The following is a 20,770-nucleotide window of genomic DNA, read 5'->3' on the forward strand; positions in this document are numbered from 1 at the left end:
CGCACGCATGATCAAGGCACGGGATCGAGGGACGCGAAATGACCAGTCTGTTGCTGTACCAACGCATCGCCCAGCAGCTGGCCGAAGACATTCGCCGGGGCGTGTACCAGCCAGGCGAACGCGTGCCCTCCGTGCGCAAGATGAGCTCCCAGCTCAACGTCAGCCATGCCACCGTCCTCCAGGCCTATGCCAACCTTGAAGATCAGGGTTTGATCCGCGCGCGGCCCCAGTCCGGGTACTACGTGCATCAAACTCCGGCCCTCACGGCGGCGACCCCCGATATCGCGCGGGTTGAGCGTCCCGGCCTGGTCACCCGCGCCAGCATCATTCAGCAGGTGCTGGTCGAAGCGCGGCGTGAAGGGGTGTTCGCGTTTGGCGCTGCTGTCCCGCACATCGATTACTTGCCGCTGCGCGCGTTGCATCAGCAACTGGCCAAGGTCACCCGGTTTCAAAGCCCCCGCGCATTCAACTACATGTTCAGCCCAGGCTTCGAGCCGCTGCGCCGGCAAGTGGCGATCCGGATGCGCGACGCCGGCGTGGTGATCGACCCCTCGGAAGTGGTGATCACCCACGGTTGCGTCGATGCGCTGCAGATGTCGCTGCGGGTGCTGACCAGCCCCGGTGACCTGATCGCTGCAGAATCCCCAACCTATTACGGCCTGCTGCAACTGGCCGATCTGCTTGGCTTGAAGGTCATCGAAATCCCCAGCGACCCCAACACCGGGATCAGCCTGGAAGCGCTGCAACTGGCGGCCAATCAGTGGTCGATCAAGGCCCTGGTGATGACGTCGCGGCTGAGCAACCCGCTGGGCAGCACCATGCCGGAAGAGCGGCAGAAACACCTGCTGCGCCTGGCCTCGGATTTCGACATCCAAATCATCGAGGACGACATCTACGGCGAACTGATGTACGAGCAGAACAAGACCAAGGCGTTGAAGGCGTTCGACCGGCTGGGCCACGTCATTTACTGCTCCAGCTTCTCCAAGACCCTGTCGCCGGGCGTGCGGATCGGCTGGATGATCGCCGGGAAATACCAGGCGGAAATCCAGCGCCTGCAAACCTTCAGCACCCATTCGGCGTGCAGCGTGACGCAGATGGCGGTGGCGTCCTACCTCGAAAACGGCGGGTATGACCGGCACTTGCGCTTTATCCGTCAGGAGCACCGCAAGAATCTGAGCGCCTTCCAGCTCGCCGTGCAGCAAATGTTCCCCGAAGGCACGCAGATCAGCCGGCCTGCGGGCGGGTTCATCCTGTGGATCAGCCTCCCGGGGCGGGTAAACACTCAAGAGTTGCACGTGCGCGCGCTGGAGCAAGGCATCAGCATCGCGCCGGGCCTGATCTTCAGTAATACCGAGCAGTTCAACCACTGCATTCGCCTGAATTGCGGGCTGCCGTGGAACCGTGAAGCGGAGAGGGCGTTGATGACGGTGGGCATGCTCGCCAAGCAGTTATGCCAGGATGCCGGGCAATCCTGGTGAACTCGTAGGGCCGCCAGCTTTCCATACTATCGAGGGAGGCTGACAGGGAACTTGTCAGCCGCCGTGCAACGGGCCAGCATATGGCCCCTGTCTTACTTACTGCCGTTCAGACTATGAAATCACTGCGTTGTTTAAGTGTGATGTTGTTGGTGTTGCTGAGCGCCTGTGATGCCGATAAAGCGCCCACCCCGCCGGCGAAAGCTACCGCTTCTGCGCCTGCTGCGGGTGCCGCTGCGCCGGCCGAAGCTGCTAAAGCAGCGAAGCCAGCGTCAGAGCCTGAGTCCGCGCCTGCGCTGGCGGACAAGCCTGCTGCGGATGCGCCAGCGGTCCATGCGCTGGCGCCGAACATTCCTGCCGTGCCTGTAGTCGCGTCGGGTAAGGCGTCGGCTGGAGCGCCGCGGGAGGTCACCGATGTCAAGGCTGGGGACGGTAAGTCCGCTGGCACGAACGCCAAATCTGCCAAGGTCAAAGCGGATAATGCCGAAGTCGCGCGGCGTGCGCCGGTGGCCAGCAAGAGTAAATCGGCGTCTCAAGTGGTCAAGGAGACCCGCCTGAACAAGGTGCCCCTCGACCTGAGTCTGCCGCCCGAGATGGTTAAGCAACTGACCCCTCCGGCGAATGTGATCTCCTCGGCGTCAAAGTCCAAAGCCCAGTCAACTGGGGCCAAGCCGCTGCTGCCTAAAATGTTCCCGGATGCGGATGCGGACCCAGACTTCCAGATGCAAGGCCGTCTGCTGAGCAATGAAATGGATTTGCAGTTGCGTAATGAGGCACGCAAGGACGTCGAAGGCGCTGCTTTGGATTTCACCTTTAAAAAGTGATGAGCGCACGGCGCTGTCGCAGGACCTGATTTTCAAACGTGTGTTTTAGCGCGTAAGATCCTGCCATCGTCCTCACTGCCACACAGGTTCTCTCCATGGAATGCCGTTCAGGCTGCGGCGCGTGCTGCATCGCGCCGTCCATCACATCACCGATCCCTGGAATGCCCAACGGCAAACCTGCCGGCATGCGCTGCCTGCACCTGTCGGTGGACATGCTCTGCGCAATCTTCGGGCAGCCGGGAAGGCCGGCGGTATGTGGCCAGTTTGCAGCGGAGCCCGAAGTGTGTGGCAGCGGTCCCGAGGATGCGATCCGGCTGATTGGCTGGTGGGAAAAGATGACATCGGTGGCGTGAGTTGCGGCCGAGGCACGACTGAACTTCAACAATAAGGAACAACATATGAGTTCGCTGTACCGCATTGCTTTCGGGTTGGGACTGACTGTATGGGTGGCGGCTTCGGCGCAGGCTGAGGAGTGGAAAGTCGCGAAGAACGAGGAGGGGATCAAGGTCTCACTCAGCGAATTCCCCGGGTCGCAGTACAAGGCCTATCAGGGCGTGACCACCATCAAGGCGAGCATCGGCAAGCTCCGGGCGTTGCAGGAAGACGTGGTCAGCGCCTGTGCCTGGATTCACGAATGCAAACTGCAGAAGATACTCAAGCATGAGGGCGACAAGACCTGGACCTATTCCCAGTTCAATACGCCCTGGCCGGTCACGCCCCGGGACTCGGTGCTGAAGGTCACCACAGTGGAGGGCGCCGATGGCAGCATGACCCGTCAGTTGGAAGGCGACCCCAAGTACATCCCGGAAGAGAAGGGCTTTGTGCGGGTGGCGCAGGTCGAGGGGTTCTGGAAGTTCGTGCCCAAAGGCGAGAATCTGACCGAGGTCACCTATCAGGTGCACACCGAGCCGGGCGGCAGCGTGCCGTCGTGGCTGGCGAACAAGTTCGTGGTGGACGCGCCGTTCAATACGCTCAAGGCGCTCAAGGAGCGTGCAGAGAAGAACTGACCAGTTCGCGCCCGACGCTGACGCCACGCACTAAAAAGGCTGCCCGAGGGCAGCCTTTTTTGCGTCTTGGCAGGTGCTGCCGAGTTACTTGCGCTCGGCCAGCGGAACGATGTCCCGCGACACTTCGCCGGTGTACAGCTGGCGTGGACGGCCGATCTTGTAAGGGCTCGACAGCATTTCCTTCCAGTGGGAGATCCAGCCGACGGTTCGCGCCAGGGCGAAAATCACGGTGAACATACTGGTCGGGATGCCGATCGCCTTGAGGATGATGCCCGAGTAGAAGTCCACGTTCGGGTACAGCGAGCGTTCGATGAAGTAAGGGTCGGTCAGGGCGATCTCTTCAAGACGCATGGCCAGTTCGAGCTGCGGGTCGTTGGTGATGCCCAGCTCGCGCAGGACTTCGTCGCAGGTCTGCTTCATCACGGTGGCGCGCGGGTCACGGTTCTTGTAAACCCGGTGGCCAAAGCCCATCAGCTTGAACGGATCGTTCTTGTCCTTGGCCTTGGCGATGTAGGTGTCGATGTTGGACACATCGCCAATCTCATCGAGCATGGTCAGCACAGCTTCGTTGGCGCCGCCGTGGGCAGGGCCCCAGAGCGCGGCGATACCGGCTGCGATACAGGCAAACGGGTTGGCGCCCGAAGAGCCTGCCATGCGCACGGTGGACGTCGAGGCGTTCTGTTCGTGGTCGGCGTGAAGGATGAAGATCCGGTCCATGGCCTTGGCCAGCGTCGGGCTGATCGGTTTGATCTCGCACGGCGTGTTGAACATCATGTGCAGGAAGTTTTCCGCGTAGCTGAGGTCGTTGCGCGGGTACATCATGGGTTGACCCATGGAGTACTTGTAAACCATCGCGGCCAGGGTCGGCATCTTGGCGACCAGGCGGATCGCGGAGATTTCCCGGTGCTGCGGGTTATTGATGTCCAGGGAGTCGTGGTAGAACGCCGACAGGGCGCCAACCACACCGCACATGACGGCCATCGGGTGGGCGTCGCGGCGGAAACCGTTGAAGAAGGTCTTCAGTTGCTCGTGCACCATGGTGTGATTCTTCACGGTGACGACGAATTCGGCTTTTTGCTCGGCGGTTGGCAGCTCGCCGTTAAGCAACAGGTAGCAGGTTTCCAGGTAGTCCGATTGCTCGGCCAGCTGTTCGATCGGGTAGCCGCGATGCAGCAGAATGCCGTTGTCACCATCGATATAGGTGATCTTCGATTCGCATGAGGCGGTGGACATGAAGCCTGGGTCGAATGTGAAGCGTCCGGTGGCAGTCAGGCCGCGTACGTCGATAACATCGGGACCAACGGTGCCGGTCAGAATGGGCAGCTCGACGGGGGCTGCGCCCTCGATGATCAACTGCGCTTTTTTATCAGCCATGTGGCCTCCTAATTATGCTTCAAATCATCAGACAGACCCCCCACGCAGGGCCCGCATCACTATAGTGAGATAAATTCTAAAGTCAATTTGCCAAAAGTCTTGTAGCAGAGGGCTTTAAGCCATGGTTTTCGTCGAAATTACGGGCCATTTACGCCAATTATCGGGCTAAAGCAATCCACCCTTGGGACAGGGTCTGCGCGTTGTCATTAGCGGGCTAACTGTCTATACTCGGCGTCCGACCGCCAGGGGCTTTCAGGCCTGATTCAACGGGGTTGGTCACTTCCTGGGTAGTGGGTACCTGACCAGTACACTTCCCAACAACTTGCCCTGAGTGTTAGGGCTCTTCAGTGTGAAAAAAAGCCGTGAAAAGCCAACGACCTGTAAACCTAGACCTAAGGACCATCAAACTCCCTATCACTGCTTACACGTCCATCCTTCACCGTATTTCCGGTGTCATCCTCTTCGTCGGCATTGCCATCATGCTTTATGCATTGGACCTGTCGCTCGACTCCGAGGAAGGCTTCGCGTCGGTGAAAGCGGGACTGACCAGTCCGCTGGCCAAGTTCGTGATCTGGGCTCTTCTGTCCGCACTGCTTTATCACCTGGTGGCGGGCGTCCGTCATCTGATCATGGACACGGGCATCGGCGAGACGCTGGAAGGCGGCAAGCGAGGCTCTCAAATTGTTATCGCCGTGTCTGTGGTGGTGATCGTTCTGGCAGGAGTGTGGATATGGTAACCAACGTCACTAACCTTTCTCGTTCGGGCCTGTATGACTGGATGGCGCAACGCGTCTCCGCCGTCGTACTCGCGGCTTATTTCATTTTCCTGATCGGGTACCTGATCGCGCACCCTGGCCTTGATTTCGCCACGTGGCACGCGCTGTTCTCCCATAACGCAATGCGCATCTTCAGCCTGTTGGCCCTTGTTGCCCTGGCGGCTCACGCCTGGGTTGGCATGTGGACCATCGCGACCGATTACCTGACGCCGATGGCGCTGGGCAACTCCGCGACAGTGGTGCGTTTCCTTTTTCAGGCGGTGTGCGGCATTGCGATGTTCGCTTACTTCGTCTGGGGTGTGCAGATTCTTTGGGGTATCTGATTCATGGCTAACATTAATACGCTTTCATTCGACGCCATTATCATTGGCGGCGGCGGTGCGGGCATGCGTGCCGCATTGCAGTTGGCTCAGGGCGGCCACAAGACCGCTGTAGTCACCAAGGTTTTCCCGACTCGCTCCCACACCGTTTCCGCACAGGGTGGCATCACCTGCGCCATCGCTTCGGCTGATCCGAACGATGACTGGCGCTGGCACATGTACGATACCGTCAAGGGCTCCGACTACATCGGTGACCAGGACGCTATCGAATACATGTGTTCCGTCGGCCCGGAAGCCGTGTTCGAGCTCGAGCACATGGGTCTGCCGTTTTCCCGTACCGAACAGGGACGCATCTATCAGCGTCCGTTCGGCGGCCAGTCGAAAGACTTCGGCAAGGGCGGTCAGGCTGCACGTACCTGTGCTGCTGCCGACCGTACCGGTCACGCGCTGCTGCACACCCTGTATCAGGCCAACCTGAAGGCCGGCACTGTATTCCTCAACGAGTACTACGCCGTTGACCTGGTGAAGAACCAGGACGGTGCGTTCGTCGGCATCATCGCCATCTGCATCGAAACCGGTGAAACCTCCTACATTCGCGCTGACGCGACTGTACTGGCCACTGGCGGTGCTGGCCGTATCTACTCCTCCACCACCAACGCCCTGATCAACACCGGCGACGGCGTGGGCATGGCGCTGCGTGCCGGTGTACCGGTTCAGGACATCGAAATGTGGCAGTTCCACCCGACCGGCATCGCTGGCGCAGGTGTACTGGTCACCGAAGGCTGCCGTGGTGAAGGCGGTTACCTGATCAACAAGCACGGCGAGCGTTTCATGGAGCGTTACGCGCCAAACGCCAAGGACCTTGCCGGTCGTGACGTTGTGGCTCGCTCGATGGTTAAAGAGATCATCGCCGGCAACGGTTGCGGTCCTGACGGCGACCACGTGATGCTCAAGCTCGATCACCTCGGTGAGGAAGTGCTGCACAGCCGTCTGCCAGGGATCATGGAACTGTCCAAGACCTTCGCACACGTCGATCCGGCCGTTGCGCCAATCCCTGTCGTGCCGACCTGCCACTACATGATGGGCGGCGTTGCCACCAACATTCATGGTCAGGCGATCACCCAGGACGCCGCTGGCGTCGACACCATCATCCCGGGCCTGTTCGCGGTGGGTGAAGTGGCATGCGTATCGGTTCACGGTGCCAACCGTCTGGGCGGCAACTCGCTGCTCGATCTGGTGGTGTTCGGCCGTGCTGCCGGTCTGCACCTGGAGCAGGCACTCAACGAAGGCGTCGACTACCGTCGCGCTTCCGAAACCGACATCGACGTTGCGCTGGCTCGCCTCAATGGCCTGAACTCGCGCACCGATGGCGAAGACGTCGCTACCCTGCGCAAAGAGCTGCAAAGCTGCATGCAGAACTACTTCGGTGTGTTCCGTACCGGCGAATACATGCAGAAGGGTATCGCCCAGCTGGCTGACCTGCGCACGCGCATCGCCAACGTCAAGATCAACGACAAGAGCCAGGCATTCAACACTGCCCGGATCGAAGCGCTGGAGCTGCAGAACCTGCTGGAAGTCGCTGAAGCAACGGCGATCGCCGCAGAGCATCGCAAGGAGTCCCGTGGCGCTCACGCCCGTGAAGACTTCGAAGATCGCGACGACGAGAACTGGCTGTGTCACACCCTGTACTTCCCGGGTGACAAGCGCGTAGCCAAGCGTGCCGTGAACTTCTCGCCAAAAACTGTTCCGACTTTTGAGCCTAAGATTCGGACTTATTAAGGGTGACCGCCATGTTGCAAGTCAGTGTTTATCGCTACAACCCTGATCAGGACGCCGCGCCGTTCATGCAGGATTTCCAGGTCGACACCGGTGGCAAAGACCTGATGGTCCTGGATGTGCTGGCTCTGATCAAAGAGCAGGACGAGGGCTTCTCGTACCGTCGCTCGTGCCGCGAAGGCGTGTGCGGTTCCGACGGCATGAACATCAACGGCAAGAACGGCCTGGCCTGCATCACGCCGCTGTCGGCTGTGGTCAAGGGTAACAAGCTGGTGGTTCGCCCACTGCCTGGCCTGCCGGTCATCCGCGACCTCGCCGTCGACATGAGCATCTTCTACAAGCAGTACGAGAAGGTAAAGCCATTCCTGCAGAACGACACGCCGGCTCCGTCCATCGAGCGCCTGCAGAGCCCCGAAGAGCGGGAAAAACTCGACGGCCTGTACGAGTGCATCCTGTGCGCTTGCTGCTCGACGTCCTGCCCGTCCTTCTGGTGGAACCCCGACAAGTTCCTGGGTCCTGCCGCGATCCTGCAAGCCTATCGTTTCCTGGCTGACAGCCGCGACACCCGGACCCAAGAGCGTCTGGCGTCGATGGACGATCCGTTCAGTGTTTTCCGCTGCCGCGGCATCATGAACTGCGTCAACGTTTGCCCGAAAGGCCTGAACCCAACCAAGGCTATCGGTCACGTGCGCAACATGCTGCTCAAAAGCGGTGTCTGAGTTTGCCGCATCTGTAACACCGCAGCACCCGCTACTGCAGCACCCGTAAACGCTGCGGCGCAGGCTTCAACCGGCGCCGTAGTTTTAACCTGAGCAGTTGTCGCAGGGCTTCAGCTCTTATTTTGAAGAAATGAAACCAGCAGGGGCATCCGGGCTGGTACCCGGACTATCTGCGTGATCCCTAGTGACTTGAAGTCGCTGCACATGGACTTTTCAAGTTTGCGCTGGCATCGACGCCGATGGTGTCCCCTAATCGAGGGTGACCAAGCATGCAAGAAAGCGTGATGCAGCGCATGTGGAACAGCGCCCACCTTTCCGGTGGTAACGCTGCCTATGTGGAAGAGCTCTATGAGCTCTACCTGCACGACCCTAACGCTGTGCCAGAAGAGTGGCGCACCTATTTTCAGACGTTGCCGGCTGACGGCAGCACTGCCACCGATGTATCGCACTCTACGGTTCGCGATCATTTTGTGTTGCTGGGGAAAAACCAGCGCCGCGCCCAACCGGTCTCTGCCGGCAGCGTGAGCAGCGAGCATGAAAAGAAGCAAGTTGAAGTGCTGCGACTTATCCAGGCATTCCGTATGCGCGGCCATCAGGGTGCGCAACTCGATCCTCTGGGTCTGTGGAAGCGTACTGCGCCAGCTGACCTGTCGATCAACCATTACGGTTTGACCAACGCTGACCTCGATACCACATTCCGTGCCGGCGACCTGTTCATCGGCAAAGAAGAAGCGAGCCTACGCGAAATCGTCGAAGCGTTGCAGCAGACATATTGCCGCACCATCGGCGCCGAGTTCACGCACATCGTCGATTCCAACCAGCGCAACTGGTTCATGCAGCGCCTCGAAAGCGTGCGTGGCCGTCCTGCCTATTCCGCCGACATCAAGAGCCATCTGCTCGAGCGTGTGACGGCGGGCGAGGGTCTGGAGAAGTACCTGGGCACCAAATACCCGGGCACCAAGCGTTTCGGTCTGGAAGGCGGCGAAAGCCTGATTCCGATGCTCGACGAGCTGATTCAGCGCTCCGGTTCCTACGGCACCAAGGAAGTTGTCATCGGCATGGCCCACCGTGGCCGTCTCAACGTGCTGGTCAACACCTTCGGCAAGAATCCGCGCGACCTGTTCGACGAGTTCGAAGGCAAGAAGAAGGTCGAGCTGGGCTCCGGTGACGTCAAGTATCACCAAGGCTTCTCGTCCAACGTGATGACCACCGGCGGCGAAGTCCACCTGGCGATGGCGTTCAACCCGTCCCACCTGGAAATCGTTTCCCCTGTGGTTGAAGGTTCGGTGCGTGCCCGTCAGGACCGTCGCAACGACGCCACTGGCGAGAAAGTGCTGCCGATCTCGATTCACGGTGACGCGGCGTTCGCAGGTCAAGGTGTGGTGCTGGAAACCTTCCAGATGTCGCAGACCCGCGGCTTCAAGACCGGCGGCACGATCCACATCGTGATCAACAACCAGGTCGGCTTCACCATCAGCAAGCAGGAAGACTCGCGTTCCACCGAGTACGCGACCGACGTTGCCAAGATGATTCAGGCGCCGATCCTCCATGTGAATGGCGATGATCCGGAAGCCGTGTTGTTCGTGACCCAGCTGGCGATCGACTACCGCATGCAGTTCAAGCGTGACGTGGTCATCGATCTGGTCTGCTACCGTCGTCGCGGTCACAACGAAGCCGATGAGCCGAGTGGCACCCAGCCGCTGATGTACCAGCAGATCGCCAAACAGCGCACCACCCGTGAGCTGTATGCCGATGCACTGGCCACCGCCGGCATCCTCAACGCCGAAGCCGCTCAGGCCAAGGTCGACGAGTACCGCAACGCGCTGGACAACGGCATGCACGTTGTCAAAAGCCTGGTCAAAGAGCCGAACAAGGAATTGTTCGTTGACTGGCGTCCGTACCTGGGTCACGCGTGGACTGCACGTCACGACACCAGTTTCGACCTCAAGACCCTGCAGGAACTGTCGGCCAAGCTGATGGAAGTGCCGGAAGGTTTCGTGGTTCAGCGTCAGGTCCAGAAAATCTACGAAGACCGCCAGAAGATGCAAGTCGGTGGCCTTCCGATCAACTGGGGTTACGCCGAAACCATGGCCTACGCCACGCTGGCGTTCGAAGGGCATCAGGTTCGCATCACCGGGCAGGACGTTGGTCGCGGTACGTTCTCGCACCGCCACGCCGTGCTGCACAACCAGAAAGACGGCGCGACCTACGTGCCTTTGCAGAACCTGTACGCCGGTCAGCCTCGCTTTGACCTGTACGACTCTTTCCTGTCGGAAGAAGCCGTGCTGGCGTTCGAATACGGTTACTCGACCACTCAGCCCAATGCGCTGGTGATCTGGGAAGCCCAGTTCGGTGACTTTGCCAACGGTGCACAGGTCGTGATCGACCAGTTCATCACCAGCGGCGAGCACAAATGGGGCCGTCTGTGCGGCCTGACCATGCTGTTGCCCCATGGCTACGAAGGGCAGGGGCCGGAGCACTCATCGGCACGTCTTGAGCGTTACCTGCAATTGTGCGCCGAGCACAACATCCAGGTCTGCGTACCGACCACCCCGGCTCAGATCTACCATCTGCTGCGCCGTCAGGTGATCCGTCCGCTGCGCAAGCCGCTGATCGTGTTGACGCCGAAGTCGTTGCTGCGCCACAAGCTGGCCGTGTCCACACTGGAAGATCTGGCCCATGGCTCGTTCCAGACGGTCATCCCGGAAATCGACACCCTCGATGCCGCGAAAGTGACGCGTCTGGTGCTGTGCAGCGGCAAGGTCTACTACGACCTGCTGGAAAAGCGCCGTGCCGAAGGCCGCGAAGACATCGCCATCGTGCGTCTCGAGCAGCTCTATCCGTTCCCGGAAGACGACCTGATGGACGCTATCGCGTCGTATACCAACCTGACCAACGTGGTCTGGTGTCAGGAAGAACCGATGAACCAGGGCGCCTGGTACAGCAGTCAGCACCACTTGCGCCGCAGCATCGGCAATCACAACCGCAACCTCGTTCTCGAGTATGCCGGCCGTGATGCCTCCGCTGCCCCTGCTTGTGGATACGCTTCGATGCACGCCGAACAGCAGGAAAAACTGCTGAAAGACGCGTTTTCCGTTTAACGCCTTCGCGCACTAGAAACCGAATTAAAGGAATTACAGATAATGGCTATTGAGATCAAAGCCCCCTCTTTCCCGGAATCCGTTGCCGACGGCACCGTTGCCACCTGGCACAAAAAACCGGGCGACGCCGTCAAGCGTGACGACCTTATCGTTGATATCGAAACCGACAAGGTTGTGCTGGAAGTACTGGCCGAAGCTGACGGCGTACTGGGCGCAATCGTTGCCGAAGAGGGCGCCACTGTCCTCTCGAACCAGCTGCTGGGCTCGATCGAAGAGGGCGGTGCTGCCGCTGCCGCCGCTCCAGCCGCTGCTGCATCGGCTCCGGCTGCTGCGCCTGCCCAGGCTGCTGCTGCACCTGCCGCCGCTTCCGGTGACGAAGACGCCATCGGCGCTCCGGCCGCCCGCAAGCTGGCCGAAGAAAACGGCATCAACCTGTCCAGCGTCAAAGGCACAGGCAAAGACGGCCGCGTGACCAAGGAAGACGTTGTTGCTGCCATCGAAGCGAAGCAATCCGCTCCGGCCGCTGCACCTGCCGCCAAGCCTGCTGCCGCCGCGCCTGTGGCTGCCGTTGGCGACCGCACCGAGAAGCGCGTGCCGATGACCCGTCTGCGCGCCAAGGTGGCAGAGCGTCTGGTTGAAGCTCAGTCGAACATGGCGATGCTGACCACCTTCAACGAAGTCGACATGACCGAAGTCATGGCCCTGCGTTCGAAGTACAAGGACCTGTTCGAGAAGTCCCATAACGGCGTACGCCTGGGCTTCATGTCGTTCTTCGTCAAAGCCGCGACCGAAGCGCTGAAACGCTACCCGGCCGTCAACGCCTCGATCGACGGCACTGACATCGTTTATCACGGTTATGCCGACGTCGGCGTTGCCGTGTCGAGCGATCGCGGTCTGGTGGTTCCGGTGCTGCGCAACGCCGAGCAGATGAGCCTGGCTGAAATCGAAGGCGGTATCGCCACCTTCGGCAAGAAAGCCCGTGACGGCAAACTGTCCATCGACGAGATGACTGGCGGTACCTTCACCATCACCAACGGTGGTACTTTCGGTTCGATGATGTCGACCCCTATCGTCAATCCGCCGCAAGCGGCCATTCTGGGCATGCACAACATTCTGCAGCGTCCTATGGCGATCAATGGCCAGGCCGTCATCCGTCCGATGATGTATCTGGCGCTGTCCTACGATCACCGCCTGATCGACGGTAAAGAAGCCGTGACCTTCCTGGTGACCATCAAGAACCTGCTGGAAGACCCGGCGCGTCTGTTGCTGGACATCTGATTCAAGGACAGCTGCAAGCCGCAAGCGTCAAGCTGCAAGTTACAGCAGCCTGGCGCCGACGCTTGGGTCGTCGCAACATCCTAATGAACAGGCTGCAACTCGTCTGTAAAGCATCACGGATCAGCTTGCAGCTTGTGGCTTAAAGCTCGCAGCTAAAGAGGAACTCTTTTCTATGTCCCAGAAATTCGACGTGGTAGTGATTGGCGCTGGCCCTGGCGGCTATGTGGCCGCTATCAAGGCCGCGCAACTCGGTCTCACGACTGCCTGCATCGAGAAGTACCAGGATAAAGAGGGCAAGCTGGCCCTCGGCGGTACCTGTCTGAACGTGGGCTGCATCCCCTCCAAGGCGCTGTTGGACAGCTCCTGGAAATTCTACGAAGCCAAGAATCAGTTCGGTGTTCACGGTATCTCGCTCAGCGACCTGAAGATGGACATTGCTGCCATGATTGGTCGCAAGGCACAGATCGTCAAAGGCCTGACCGGCGGCGTTGCCAGCCTGTTCAAGGCCAACGGCGTCACTTCCCTGCAGGGCCACGGCAAACTGCTGGCCGGCAAGAAAGTCGAGCTGACCAAGCCTGACGGCACCACCGAAGTCATCGAAGCCGAAAACATCATTCTGGCGTCCGGTTCGCGTCCGATCGACATTCCGCCGGCTCCGGTCAATCAGGTCACCATCGTCGATTCGACAGGCGCCCTGGAATTCCCGGCAGTGCCTGAGCGCCTGTGCGTCATCGGCGCCGGTGTGATCGGTCTGGAACTGGGTTCGGTCTGGGCACGCCTGGGTGCCAAAGTGACGGTTCTCGAAGCGCTGGAGAAATTCCTGCCTGCCGCCGACGAAGCCGTTGCCAAGGAAGCGCAGAAGACCTTCAACAAGCAGGGTCTGGACATCAAACTGGGCGCTCGCGTCACCGGTTCCAAGGTCAATGGCGATGAAGTGGTCGTGACCTACACCGACAAGGACGGCGAGCAGAACATCACGTTCGACCGCGTGATCGTGGCCGTTGGCCGTCGCCCGGTGACCACCGAGCTGCTGGCTGCCGACAGCGGCGTCGACATCGACGAGCGCGGTTTCATCTTCGTCAACGAGCAGTGCGAGACCAGCGTTCCTGGCGTGTACGCCATCGGTGACGTGGTTCGTGGTCTGATGCTGGCGCACAAAGCGTCGGAAGAAGGCATCATGGTCGTCGAGCGCATCAAGGGTCACAAGACCCAGATGAACTACGACCTGATCCCGTCGGTTATCTATACCCACCCGGAAATCGCGTGGGTCGGCAAGACCGAGCAGACGCTCAAGGCCGAAGGCGTGGAAGTCAACGTCGGTCAGTTCCCGTTCGCGGCGAGCGGCCGTGCAATGGCAGCGAATGACACCGGCGGTTTCGTCAAGGTCATCGCTGATGCCAAGACCGACCGTGTACTGGGTGTGCACGTCATTGGTCCTGGCGCTGCAGAGCTGGTACAGCAGGGCGCGATCGGTATGGAGTTCGGCACCAGTGCCGAAGACATCGGCATGATGGTCTTCTCCCACCCGACGCTGTCCGAAGCGCTGCACGAAGCGGCACTGGCAGTGAATGGCGGCGCCATCCACATCCAGAACAAGAAAAAACGCTGAAAATAACCACGACGATCCGCCCGTCGCAGGCCCTGCTCGCAGGGCTTACCGCGGAAGGATCGTTGGACTCGAACTCCCGGCAGCGCAGGCAGGCTTAACGCCTGATCTGCGTTCTCCGGGAGAAGCGGTCACAGGTGGTGCGGCACGCTTTGACGAGCAGCACCGAATGCGCAGTACCTAACGAAGACGGTAATAAGCATGAATCTTCACGAGTATCAGGGTAAGCAGCTGTTTGCTGAATACGGCCTGCCAGTATCCAAGGGCTATGCAGTAGACACCCCGGAAGCAGCAGCAGAAGCGTGCGACAAGATCGGCGGAACCGAGTGGGTCGTCAAAGCCCAGGTTCACGCAGGCGGTCGCGGTAAAGCGGGCGGCGTCAAGCTGGTTCGCAGCAAGGAAGACGCCGCTGCGTTCGCTCAACAGTGGTTGGGCAAGCGTCTGGTCACTTACCAGACTGATGCCAACGGTCAGCCGGTCACCAAGATCCTGGTTGAATCGTGCACTGACATCGCCAAAGAGCTGTACCTGGGCGCTGTAGTCGATCGTTCGAGCCGCCGTATCGTGTTCATGGCGTCCACCGAAGGTGGCGTGGACATCGAGAAAATCGCTCACGACACGCCTGAGAAGATTCTCAAAGCGACCATCGATCCACTGGTTGGCGCTCAGCCATTCCAGGGTCGCGAACTGGCCTTCCAGCTGGGTCTGGAAGGCAAGCAGGTCACTCAGTTCGCCAAGATCTTCACCGGTCTGGCCAAGCTGTTCCAGGACCACGACCTGGCCCTGCTGGAAGTGAACCCGCTGGTGATCAAGGCTGACGGCGATCTGCATTGCCTCGACGCCAAGATCAACATCGACGCCAACGCCATGTACCGTCAGCCAAAGCTGAAGGCTTTCCACGACCCGTCGCAAGACGACCCACGTGAAGCCCACGCTGCCAAGTTCGAACTGAACTACGTGGCACTGGAAGGCAACATCGGCTGCATGGTCAACGGTGCCGGTCTGGCCATGGGTACCATGGACATCGTCAACCTGCACGGCGGCAAGCCAGCCAACTTCCTCGACGTAGGCGGCGGCGCAACCAAAGAACGCGTTACCGAAGCGTTCAAGATCATCCTGTCCGACACCAACGTCGCTGCAGTACTGGTCAACATCTTCGGCGGCATCGTCCGTTGCGACATGATTGCCGAAGGCATCATTGGCGCGGTGAAAGAAGTCGGCGTGAAAATCCCGGTTGTTGTTCGCCTTGAAGGCAACAACGCTGAGCTGGGCGCTAAAGTACTGGCAGAAAGCGGCTTGAACATCATCGCAGCTACCAGCCTGACCGACGCTGCTCAACAAGTCGTCAAAGCTGCGGAGGGCAAATAATGAGCGTCCTGATCAATAAAGACACCAAGGTTATCTGCCAGGGCTTCACCGGCTCCCAGGGTACCTTCCACTCCGAGCAAGCCATTGCCTACGGCACCAAAATGGTTGGCGGTGTGACCCCAGGCAAGGGCGGCACCACGCACCTGAACCTGCCAGTGTTCAACACGGTGTCCGAAGCAGTAGAAAAAACCGGCGCAACCGCTTCGGTCATCTACGTTCCGGCTCCGTTCTGCAAGGATTCCATCCTTGAAGCAGCGTTCGGCGGCATCAAGCTGATCGTCTGCATCACCGAAGGAATCCCGACCATCGACATGCTCGAAGCCAAGGTCAAGTGCGACGAACTGGGTGTGGTCCTGATCGGCCCTAACTGCCCAGGCGTCATCACCCCGGGCGAGTGCAAGATCGGCATCATGCCAGGTCACATTCACTTGCCAGGCAAAGTCGGTATCGTGTCGCGTTCCGGCACCCTGACTTACGAAGCTGTGAAGCAGACCACTGACGCCGGTTTCGGTCAGTCGACGTGCGTCGGCATCGGTGGTGACCCGATCCCGGGTTCGAACTTCATCGACATCCTGAAGCTGTTCCAGGAAGACCCGAAGACCGAAGCGATCGTCATGATCGGCGAGATCGGCGGTTCGGCTGAAGAAGAAGCGGCTGCCTACATCAAGGCACACGTGACCAAGCCAGTCGTTTCCTACATCGCGGGTGTGACTGCTCCTCCGGGCAAGCGCATGGGCCATGCGGGCGCGATCATCTCCGGCGGCAAAGGCACTGCAGACGAGAAATTCGCTGCGCTGCAAGACGCAGGCGTGAAAACCGTGCGTTCGCTGGCAGACATCGGCAAAGCCCTGGCTGAGCTGACCGGTTGGGAAGTGAAGAAGGCTTAATCGCCCTCGTCTCACTGCCTGATCAACAAAAGCCACCTTCGGGTGGCTTTTGTGTTTCTGGCGTTTCGATTTGCGCCGGCGGGAAGGTCCTGATCCTGTAAGACATTTCTGATATGCGACACGAACGTGCGTTCAGCGGTCGCACCGCCCTGTATCGGTGCGCCAAATAGGGTAGGCTAGCCGCCGTTTTGTGCAGTCGGCTCCCACAAGGAGCGGCGGCGCGCTCAGGGTCTGTCTTAAAAGGGCGGGCAGCATTTCCCCCACCCTCAGGGAAATCCTCTTCTTAATTCCGATTCAGCAGTGTGGTTTCCTCAATGAAAGTGTTGAAAGGCCAGGACATTCTGGCACTGGGTTTCATGACGTTTGCGCTGTTCGTGGGCGCTGGCAATATCATCTTCCCCCCGATCGTAGGCCTCCAGGCCGGCCCCAATGTATGGATGGCCGCGTTGGGCTTTCTGGTCACGGCGGTCGGCCTTCCGGTGGTCACCGTGATCGCGCTCGCCAAGGTCGGCGGCGCCATGGACGCCTTGAGCAGTCCGATTGGCAAGGTCGCCGGAACCATCCTCGCCGCCGTCTGCTACCTGTCCGTGGGCCCATTGTTCGCCACGCCGCGCACGGCGACGGTGTCGTTTGAAGTCGGCCTGGCGCCCTTAACCGGTGAAAGTCCGCTCGCGCTGTTTCTCTACAGCCTGGTTTATTTCGTGCTGGTGTTCTGGATTTCGCTTTATCCGGGTCGTTTGCTGGACACCGTCGGCCGTTTCCTGGCACCACTGAAAATCATTGCCCTGGCCATCCTCGGCATCGCCGCGTTTGTTCTGCCAGCGGGAGAGGTGGGTATCGCGGAACCTGCCTACGTCGCCGCGCCGTTCTCCCAAGGCTTCATCAACGGCTACCTGACCATGGACACCCTGGGCGCGCTGGTTTTCGGCATCGTCATCGTCAACGCGATTCGCTCGCGCGGTGTCGAGTCGCCTCGGCTGATCACCCGCTACGCCATAATCGCCGGCCTGATCGCCGGTGTGGGACTGGCACTGGTGTACATCAGCCTGTTCCGTCTGGGTTCCGACAGCCACGCCATCGCTGCCGGGGCAACCAATGGCGCCGCTGTGTTGCATGCCTACGTCCAACACACCTTCGGCACGTTGGGCAGCAGCTTCCTTGCCGTGCTGATCTCGCTGGCGTGTCTGGTGACCGCCGTCGGCCTGACCTGCGCCTGCGCCGAATACTTCAGCCGCGTGCTGCCCCTGTCTTACAAGACGCTGGTGATTCTGCTGGCAGTGTTTTCCCTGCTGGTGTCCAACCTGGGCCTGACCAAGCTGATCCAGTTCTCGATTCCGGTGCTGACCGCGATCTACCCGCCGTGCATTGCACTGGTGGCGTTGAGCTTCTGCAAGGATTTCTGGCACGAGCAGGGGCGGATCGTGGCGCCGGTCATGCTGGTGGCGTTCCTGATCGGTGCGGTGGATGCGGTGAAGGGCTCTGCGCTGGGTGTGTACCTGCCGGATGCGCTGGCTCATCTGCCCTTGAGCGAGCAAGGCCTGGCATGGCTGATCCCGTCGCTGATCACGCTGTTCGTCGCGTTCGTCGTGGACCGCATGCTCGGCAAGCGCAGCGAGGCACTGGCCTGAGGGGGGGAGGTTGGCGCGCCGTGAAAGCGATGCGCCGATCACTCTGAAGCAGAGCTGATCATTTGATAGACAAAACAAAGCCCGCTTAATGCGGGCTTTGTTTTTTGAAACTCTGGAAACTTACTGCTTAGTTGCAGGTGCTGCCTGGTTCGCTTCTTTAGCGCGCTCTTGAGCGGCTTCAGCGTTCTTTTGAGCGGCTTCCTGACTTTCTTTGGCAGCGTCGTTCACTTTGTCTTGCGCTTTTTGCATCGATTCTTGCGACTGCTCGGCAGCCTTGTTTGCATCTTGCTGTTTATCTTCGGATTTTTTGTCACAGGCGGCGAGGCCCAGAGTGGCAGAAAGCATCAGGGCAATAGCTAAAGATTTACGCATGGGGTGTTTCTCCTTATTGGTCATCAACGTGCCTTCGAGCACTCGGTTATTAGGTTAGTTCCATGTTCCGTCGGGATAAATACATAAGCATCCCGGCGACGTAATCACTGAGCGGAAGAGAGACGGTGATCGTTTGTGCGCCGTCCTCAGCCATGAGATCGGCGGCCCGAAGATTTTCAGAGGGTGAAGATTCTGCACTGACCGCACGCCTGTCCCTTGAAATCGTCTCCCCAGCCCCCACCTAGATGACAACGCGCTGCTCCGAGCCGCCTTGGGCGTTTCGAGCAGCTCCCCCTATTTGTGTGGACTGATTGGAGTTTGATGACCATGAGTGTGGAAACTCAAAAGGAAACCCTGGGCTTCCAGACCGAGGTGAAGCAGCTGCTGCACCTCATGATCCATTCGCTGTACTCGAACAAGGAAATTTTCCTTCGCGAGCTGATTTCCAACGCATCCGACGCGGTGGACAAGCTGCGCTTCGAGGCACTGTCCAAGCCTGAGCTGCTGGAAGGCGGCGCCGAGCTGAAGATCCGAGTCAGCTACGACAAGGATGCCAAGACCGTTACCCTGGAAGACAACGGCATCGGCATGAGCCGCGACGATGTCATCACGCATCTGGGCACCATCGCGAAGTCCGGCACCGCCGACTTCATGAAGAACCTGTCCGGTGATCAGAAGAAAGATTCCCACCTGATCGGCCAGTTCGGTGTCGGCTTTTACTCCGCGTTCATCGTTGCCGATCAAGTCGAAGTGTTCACCCGTCGCGCCGGCCTGTCCGCCAGCGAAGGTGTGCACTGGTCGTCGAAAGGCGAGGGCGAGTTCGAAGTCGCCACGATCGAGAAAGCCGATCGCGGTACGCGCATCGTGCTGCATCTCAAGAGCGCCGAAGACGAGTTCGCTGACGGCTTCCGTCTGCGTAACATCATCAAAAAGTACTCCGACCACATCGCCCTGCCGATCCAGCTGCCGAAAGAACAGGCGCCGGTCGAAGGCGAAGCCGAGCCTGTTGAAGAGTGGGAAACCGTCAACCGCGCCAGCGCCCTGTGGACCCGTCCGCGTACTGAGGTCAAGGACGAGGAATACCAGGAGTTCTACAAGCACATCGCCCACGATTTCGAGAACCCGCTGAGCTGGAGCCACAACAAGGTTGAAGGCAAGCTGGAATACAGCTCGCTGTTATACGTGCCGGCCCGCGCGCCGTTCGATCTGTACCAGCGCGAAGCACCGCGCGGCCTGAAGCTGTACGTGCAGCGCGTATTTGTCATGGACCAGGCGGAATCGTTCCTGCCGCTGTACCTGCGCTTCATCAAGGGCGTGGTCGATTCCAACGACCTGTCCCTGAACGTGTCCCGTGAAATCCTGCAGAAAGACCCGATCATCGATTCGATGAAGTCCGCGCTGACCAAGCGTGTGCTGGACATGCTGGAGAAGCTGGCGAAAAACCAGCCGGAAGAATACAAAGGCTTCTGGAAAAACTTCGGTCAGGTGCTGAAAGAAGGGCCGGCCGAAGACTTCGCCAACAAAGAAAAAATAGCCGGCCTGTTGCGCTTCGCGTCGACCTCCGACGACGGCGGCGAGCAAAACGTGTCGTTGACCGACTACCTGTCGCGCGCCAAGGAAGGTCAGGACAAGATCTACTTCCTCACCGGCGAAAGCTACGCCCAGGTCAAGAACAGCCCGCACCTCGAAGTCTTCCGCAAGAAAGGCATTGAAGTGCTGCTGCTGACCGACCGTATCGACGAGTGGCTGATGAGCTACCTGAGCGACTTCGACGGCAAGGGCTTTGTCGACGTGGCACGCGGTGACCTGGATCTGGGCAAGCTTGATTCCGAAGAGGACAAGAAGGCTCAGGAAGAAGTCGCCAAGGACAAGGAGGGCCTGATCGAACGCCTGAAAACGGCGCTGGGTGAAGCCGTCAGCGAAGTGCGGGTTTCCCACCGTCTGACCGATTCGCCGGCGATTCTGGCGATTGGCGAGCAGGACCTGGGTCTGCAGATGCGTCAGATTCTGGAAGCCAGCGGTCAGAAGGTGCCGGACTCCAAGCCGATCTTCGAATTCAACCCGTCGCACCCGCTGATCGGCAAGCTGGACAACGAGCAGAATGAAGACCGCTTCGGTGATCTGTCGCACATCCTGTTCGACCAGGCTGCGCTGGCGGCCGGCGACAGCTTGAAGGATCCGGCGGCCTACGTGCGCCGCCTGAACAAGTTGTTGGTTGAGCTCTCGGTTTAACATCAGCGTCACGGCAGAACCCGCTTC

At 59.7% G+C, this 20,770-nt stretch carries 17 protein-coding genes; 15 read left to right on the forward strand and 2 right to left on the reverse strand.

Going from position 1 to position 20,770, the window contains the following annotated elements; genetic code table 11:
- Positions 1–38 precede the first annotated feature (38 nt).
- The 4 genes from SLW75_RS00745 to SLW75_RS00760 all read left to right on the forward strand — a co-directional run bounded on the left by SLW75_RS00745 (position 39) and on the right by SLW75_RS00760 (position 3,306).
- Positions 39–1,478 carry a PLP-dependent aminotransferase family protein gene (locus SLW75_RS00745; protein ID WP_122538388.1) on the forward strand — a complete coding sequence of 480 codons (1,440 nt, stop codon included), beginning with the start codon at positions 39–41 and terminating at the stop codon, positions 1,476–1,478.
- Positions 1,479–1,558: 80 nt separating this feature from the next.
- On the forward strand, positions 1,559–2,299 hold the full coding sequence (locus tag SLW75_RS00750; protein WP_410933249.1) for a translation initiation factor 2: 741 nt from the start codon (positions 1,559–1,561) through the stop codon (positions 2,297–2,299).
- Between the two features lie 95 nt (positions 2,300–2,394).
- The gene (locus tag SLW75_RS00755) at positions 2,395–2,652 is read left to right on the forward strand and encodes a YkgJ family cysteine cluster protein (RefSeq protein ID WP_065986289.1); all 258 of its coding nucleotides are present in this window, start codon (positions 2,395–2,397) and stop codon (positions 2,650–2,652) included.
- Positions 2,653–2,697: 45 nt separating this feature from the next.
- Positions 2,698–3,306, forward strand: a complete 609-nt coding sequence (locus SLW75_RS00760; RefSeq protein WP_296306307.1) for an START domain-containing protein — start codon at positions 2,698–2,700, stop codon at positions 3,304–3,306.
- A gap of 84 nt (positions 3,307–3,390) precedes the next feature.
- Here the strand turns inward: SLW75_RS00760 and gltA are convergent, their stop codons facing one another.
- On the reverse strand, positions 3,391–4,680 hold the full coding sequence (gene gltA, locus SLW75_RS00765; RefSeq protein WP_037009384.1) for a citrate synthase: 1,290 nt from the start codon (positions 4,678–4,680) through the stop codon (positions 3,391–3,393).
- Positions 4,681–5,042: 362 nt separating this feature from the next.
- Between gltA and sdhC the strand changes: the two genes are divergently transcribed.
- From sdhC to brnQ, 10 genes are all read left to right on the forward strand, one after another.
- A complete protein-coding gene (gene sdhC, locus SLW75_RS00770) occupies positions 5,043–5,417 on the forward strand; it encodes a succinate dehydrogenase, cytochrome b556 subunit (RefSeq protein ID WP_065986291.1) in 375 nt (124 codons plus the stop codon).
- Positions 5,411–5,779 (forward strand): succinate dehydrogenase, hydrophobic membrane anchor protein, encoded by a 369-nt coding sequence (gene sdhD / locus SLW75_RS00775; protein ID WP_065986292.1) that lies wholly within the window; start codon positions 5,411–5,413, stop codon positions 5,777–5,779. Before sdhC ends, sdhD begins: the two co-directional genes overlap by 7 nt.
- A 3-nt stretch (positions 5,780–5,782) precedes the next feature.
- Positions 5,783–7,555, forward strand: coding sequence for a succinate dehydrogenase flavoprotein subunit (gene sdhA / locus SLW75_RS00780; protein ID WP_065986293.1), 1,773 nt, complete (start codon positions 5,783–5,785; stop codon positions 7,553–7,555).
- Between the two features lie 11 nt (positions 7,556–7,566).
- Positions 7,567–8,271 carry a succinate dehydrogenase iron-sulfur subunit gene (locus SLW75_RS00785; protein ID WP_065986294.1) on the forward strand — a complete coding sequence of 235 codons (705 nt, stop codon included), beginning with the start codon at positions 7,567–7,569 and terminating at the stop codon, positions 8,269–8,271.
- 269 nt (positions 8,272–8,540) lie between these two features.
- Positions 8,541–11,372, forward strand: coding sequence for a 2-oxoglutarate dehydrogenase E1 component (locus SLW75_RS00790; protein WP_065986295.1), 2,832 nt, complete (start codon positions 8,541–8,543; stop codon positions 11,370–11,372).
- Between the two features lie 42 nt (positions 11,373–11,414).
- Positions 11,415–12,650: a 2-oxoglutarate dehydrogenase complex dihydrolipoyllysine-residue succinyltransferase gene (odhB, locus tag SLW75_RS00795; protein ID WP_410933250.1), complete on the forward strand. Its 1,236-nt coding sequence runs from the start codon at positions 11,415–11,417 to the stop codon at positions 12,648–12,650.
- 172 nt (positions 12,651–12,822) lie between these two features.
- Positions 12,823–14,259 (forward strand): dihydrolipoyl dehydrogenase, encoded by a 1,437-nt coding sequence (gene lpdA / locus SLW75_RS00800; protein WP_065986297.1) that lies wholly within the window; start codon positions 12,823–12,825, stop codon positions 14,257–14,259.
- Positions 14,260–14,457: 198 nt separating this feature from the next.
- Positions 14,458–15,624 carry an ADP-forming succinate--CoA ligase subunit beta gene (gene sucC, locus SLW75_RS00805; protein ID WP_410933251.1) on the forward strand — a complete coding sequence of 389 codons (1,167 nt, stop codon included), beginning with the start codon at positions 14,458–14,460 and terminating at the stop codon, positions 15,622–15,624.
- Positions 15,624–16,511, forward strand: a complete 888-nt coding sequence (gene sucD, locus SLW75_RS00810; RefSeq protein ID WP_037009399.1) for a succinate--CoA ligase subunit alpha — start codon at positions 15,624–15,626, stop codon at positions 16,509–16,511. The genes sucC and sucD overlap by 1 nt, the downstream gene beginning before the upstream one ends.
- Before the next feature lie 314 nt (positions 16,512–16,825).
- Positions 16,826–18,139, forward strand: a complete 1,314-nt coding sequence (gene brnQ, locus SLW75_RS00815; RefSeq protein WP_108119730.1) for a branched-chain amino acid transport system II carrier protein — start codon at positions 16,826–16,828, stop codon at positions 18,137–18,139.
- A gap of 120 nt (positions 18,140–18,259) precedes the next feature.
- On the opposite strand, the gene SLW75_RS00820 is transcribed toward brnQ, so the two are convergent.
- On the reverse strand, positions 18,260–18,511 hold the full coding sequence (locus SLW75_RS00820; RefSeq protein ID WP_065986299.1) for a hypothetical protein: 252 nt from the start codon (positions 18,509–18,511) through the stop codon (positions 18,260–18,262).
- A gap of 327 nt (positions 18,512–18,838) precedes the next feature.
- On the opposite strand from SLW75_RS00820, the gene htpG reads away from it, so the two are divergent.
- Entirely contained in the window at positions 18,839–20,743 is a 1,905-nt protein-coding gene (gene htpG, locus SLW75_RS00825) for a molecular chaperone HtpG (RefSeq protein ID WP_410933252.1), read from the forward strand.
- Positions 20,744–20,770 lie beyond the last annotated feature (27 nt).

This window comes from Pseudomonas sp. W5-01, assembly GCF_046540435.1.
Classification (GTDB): Bacteria; Pseudomonadota; Gammaproteobacteria; order Pseudomonadales; family Pseudomonadaceae; genus Aquipseudomonas; species Aquipseudomonas graminis_B.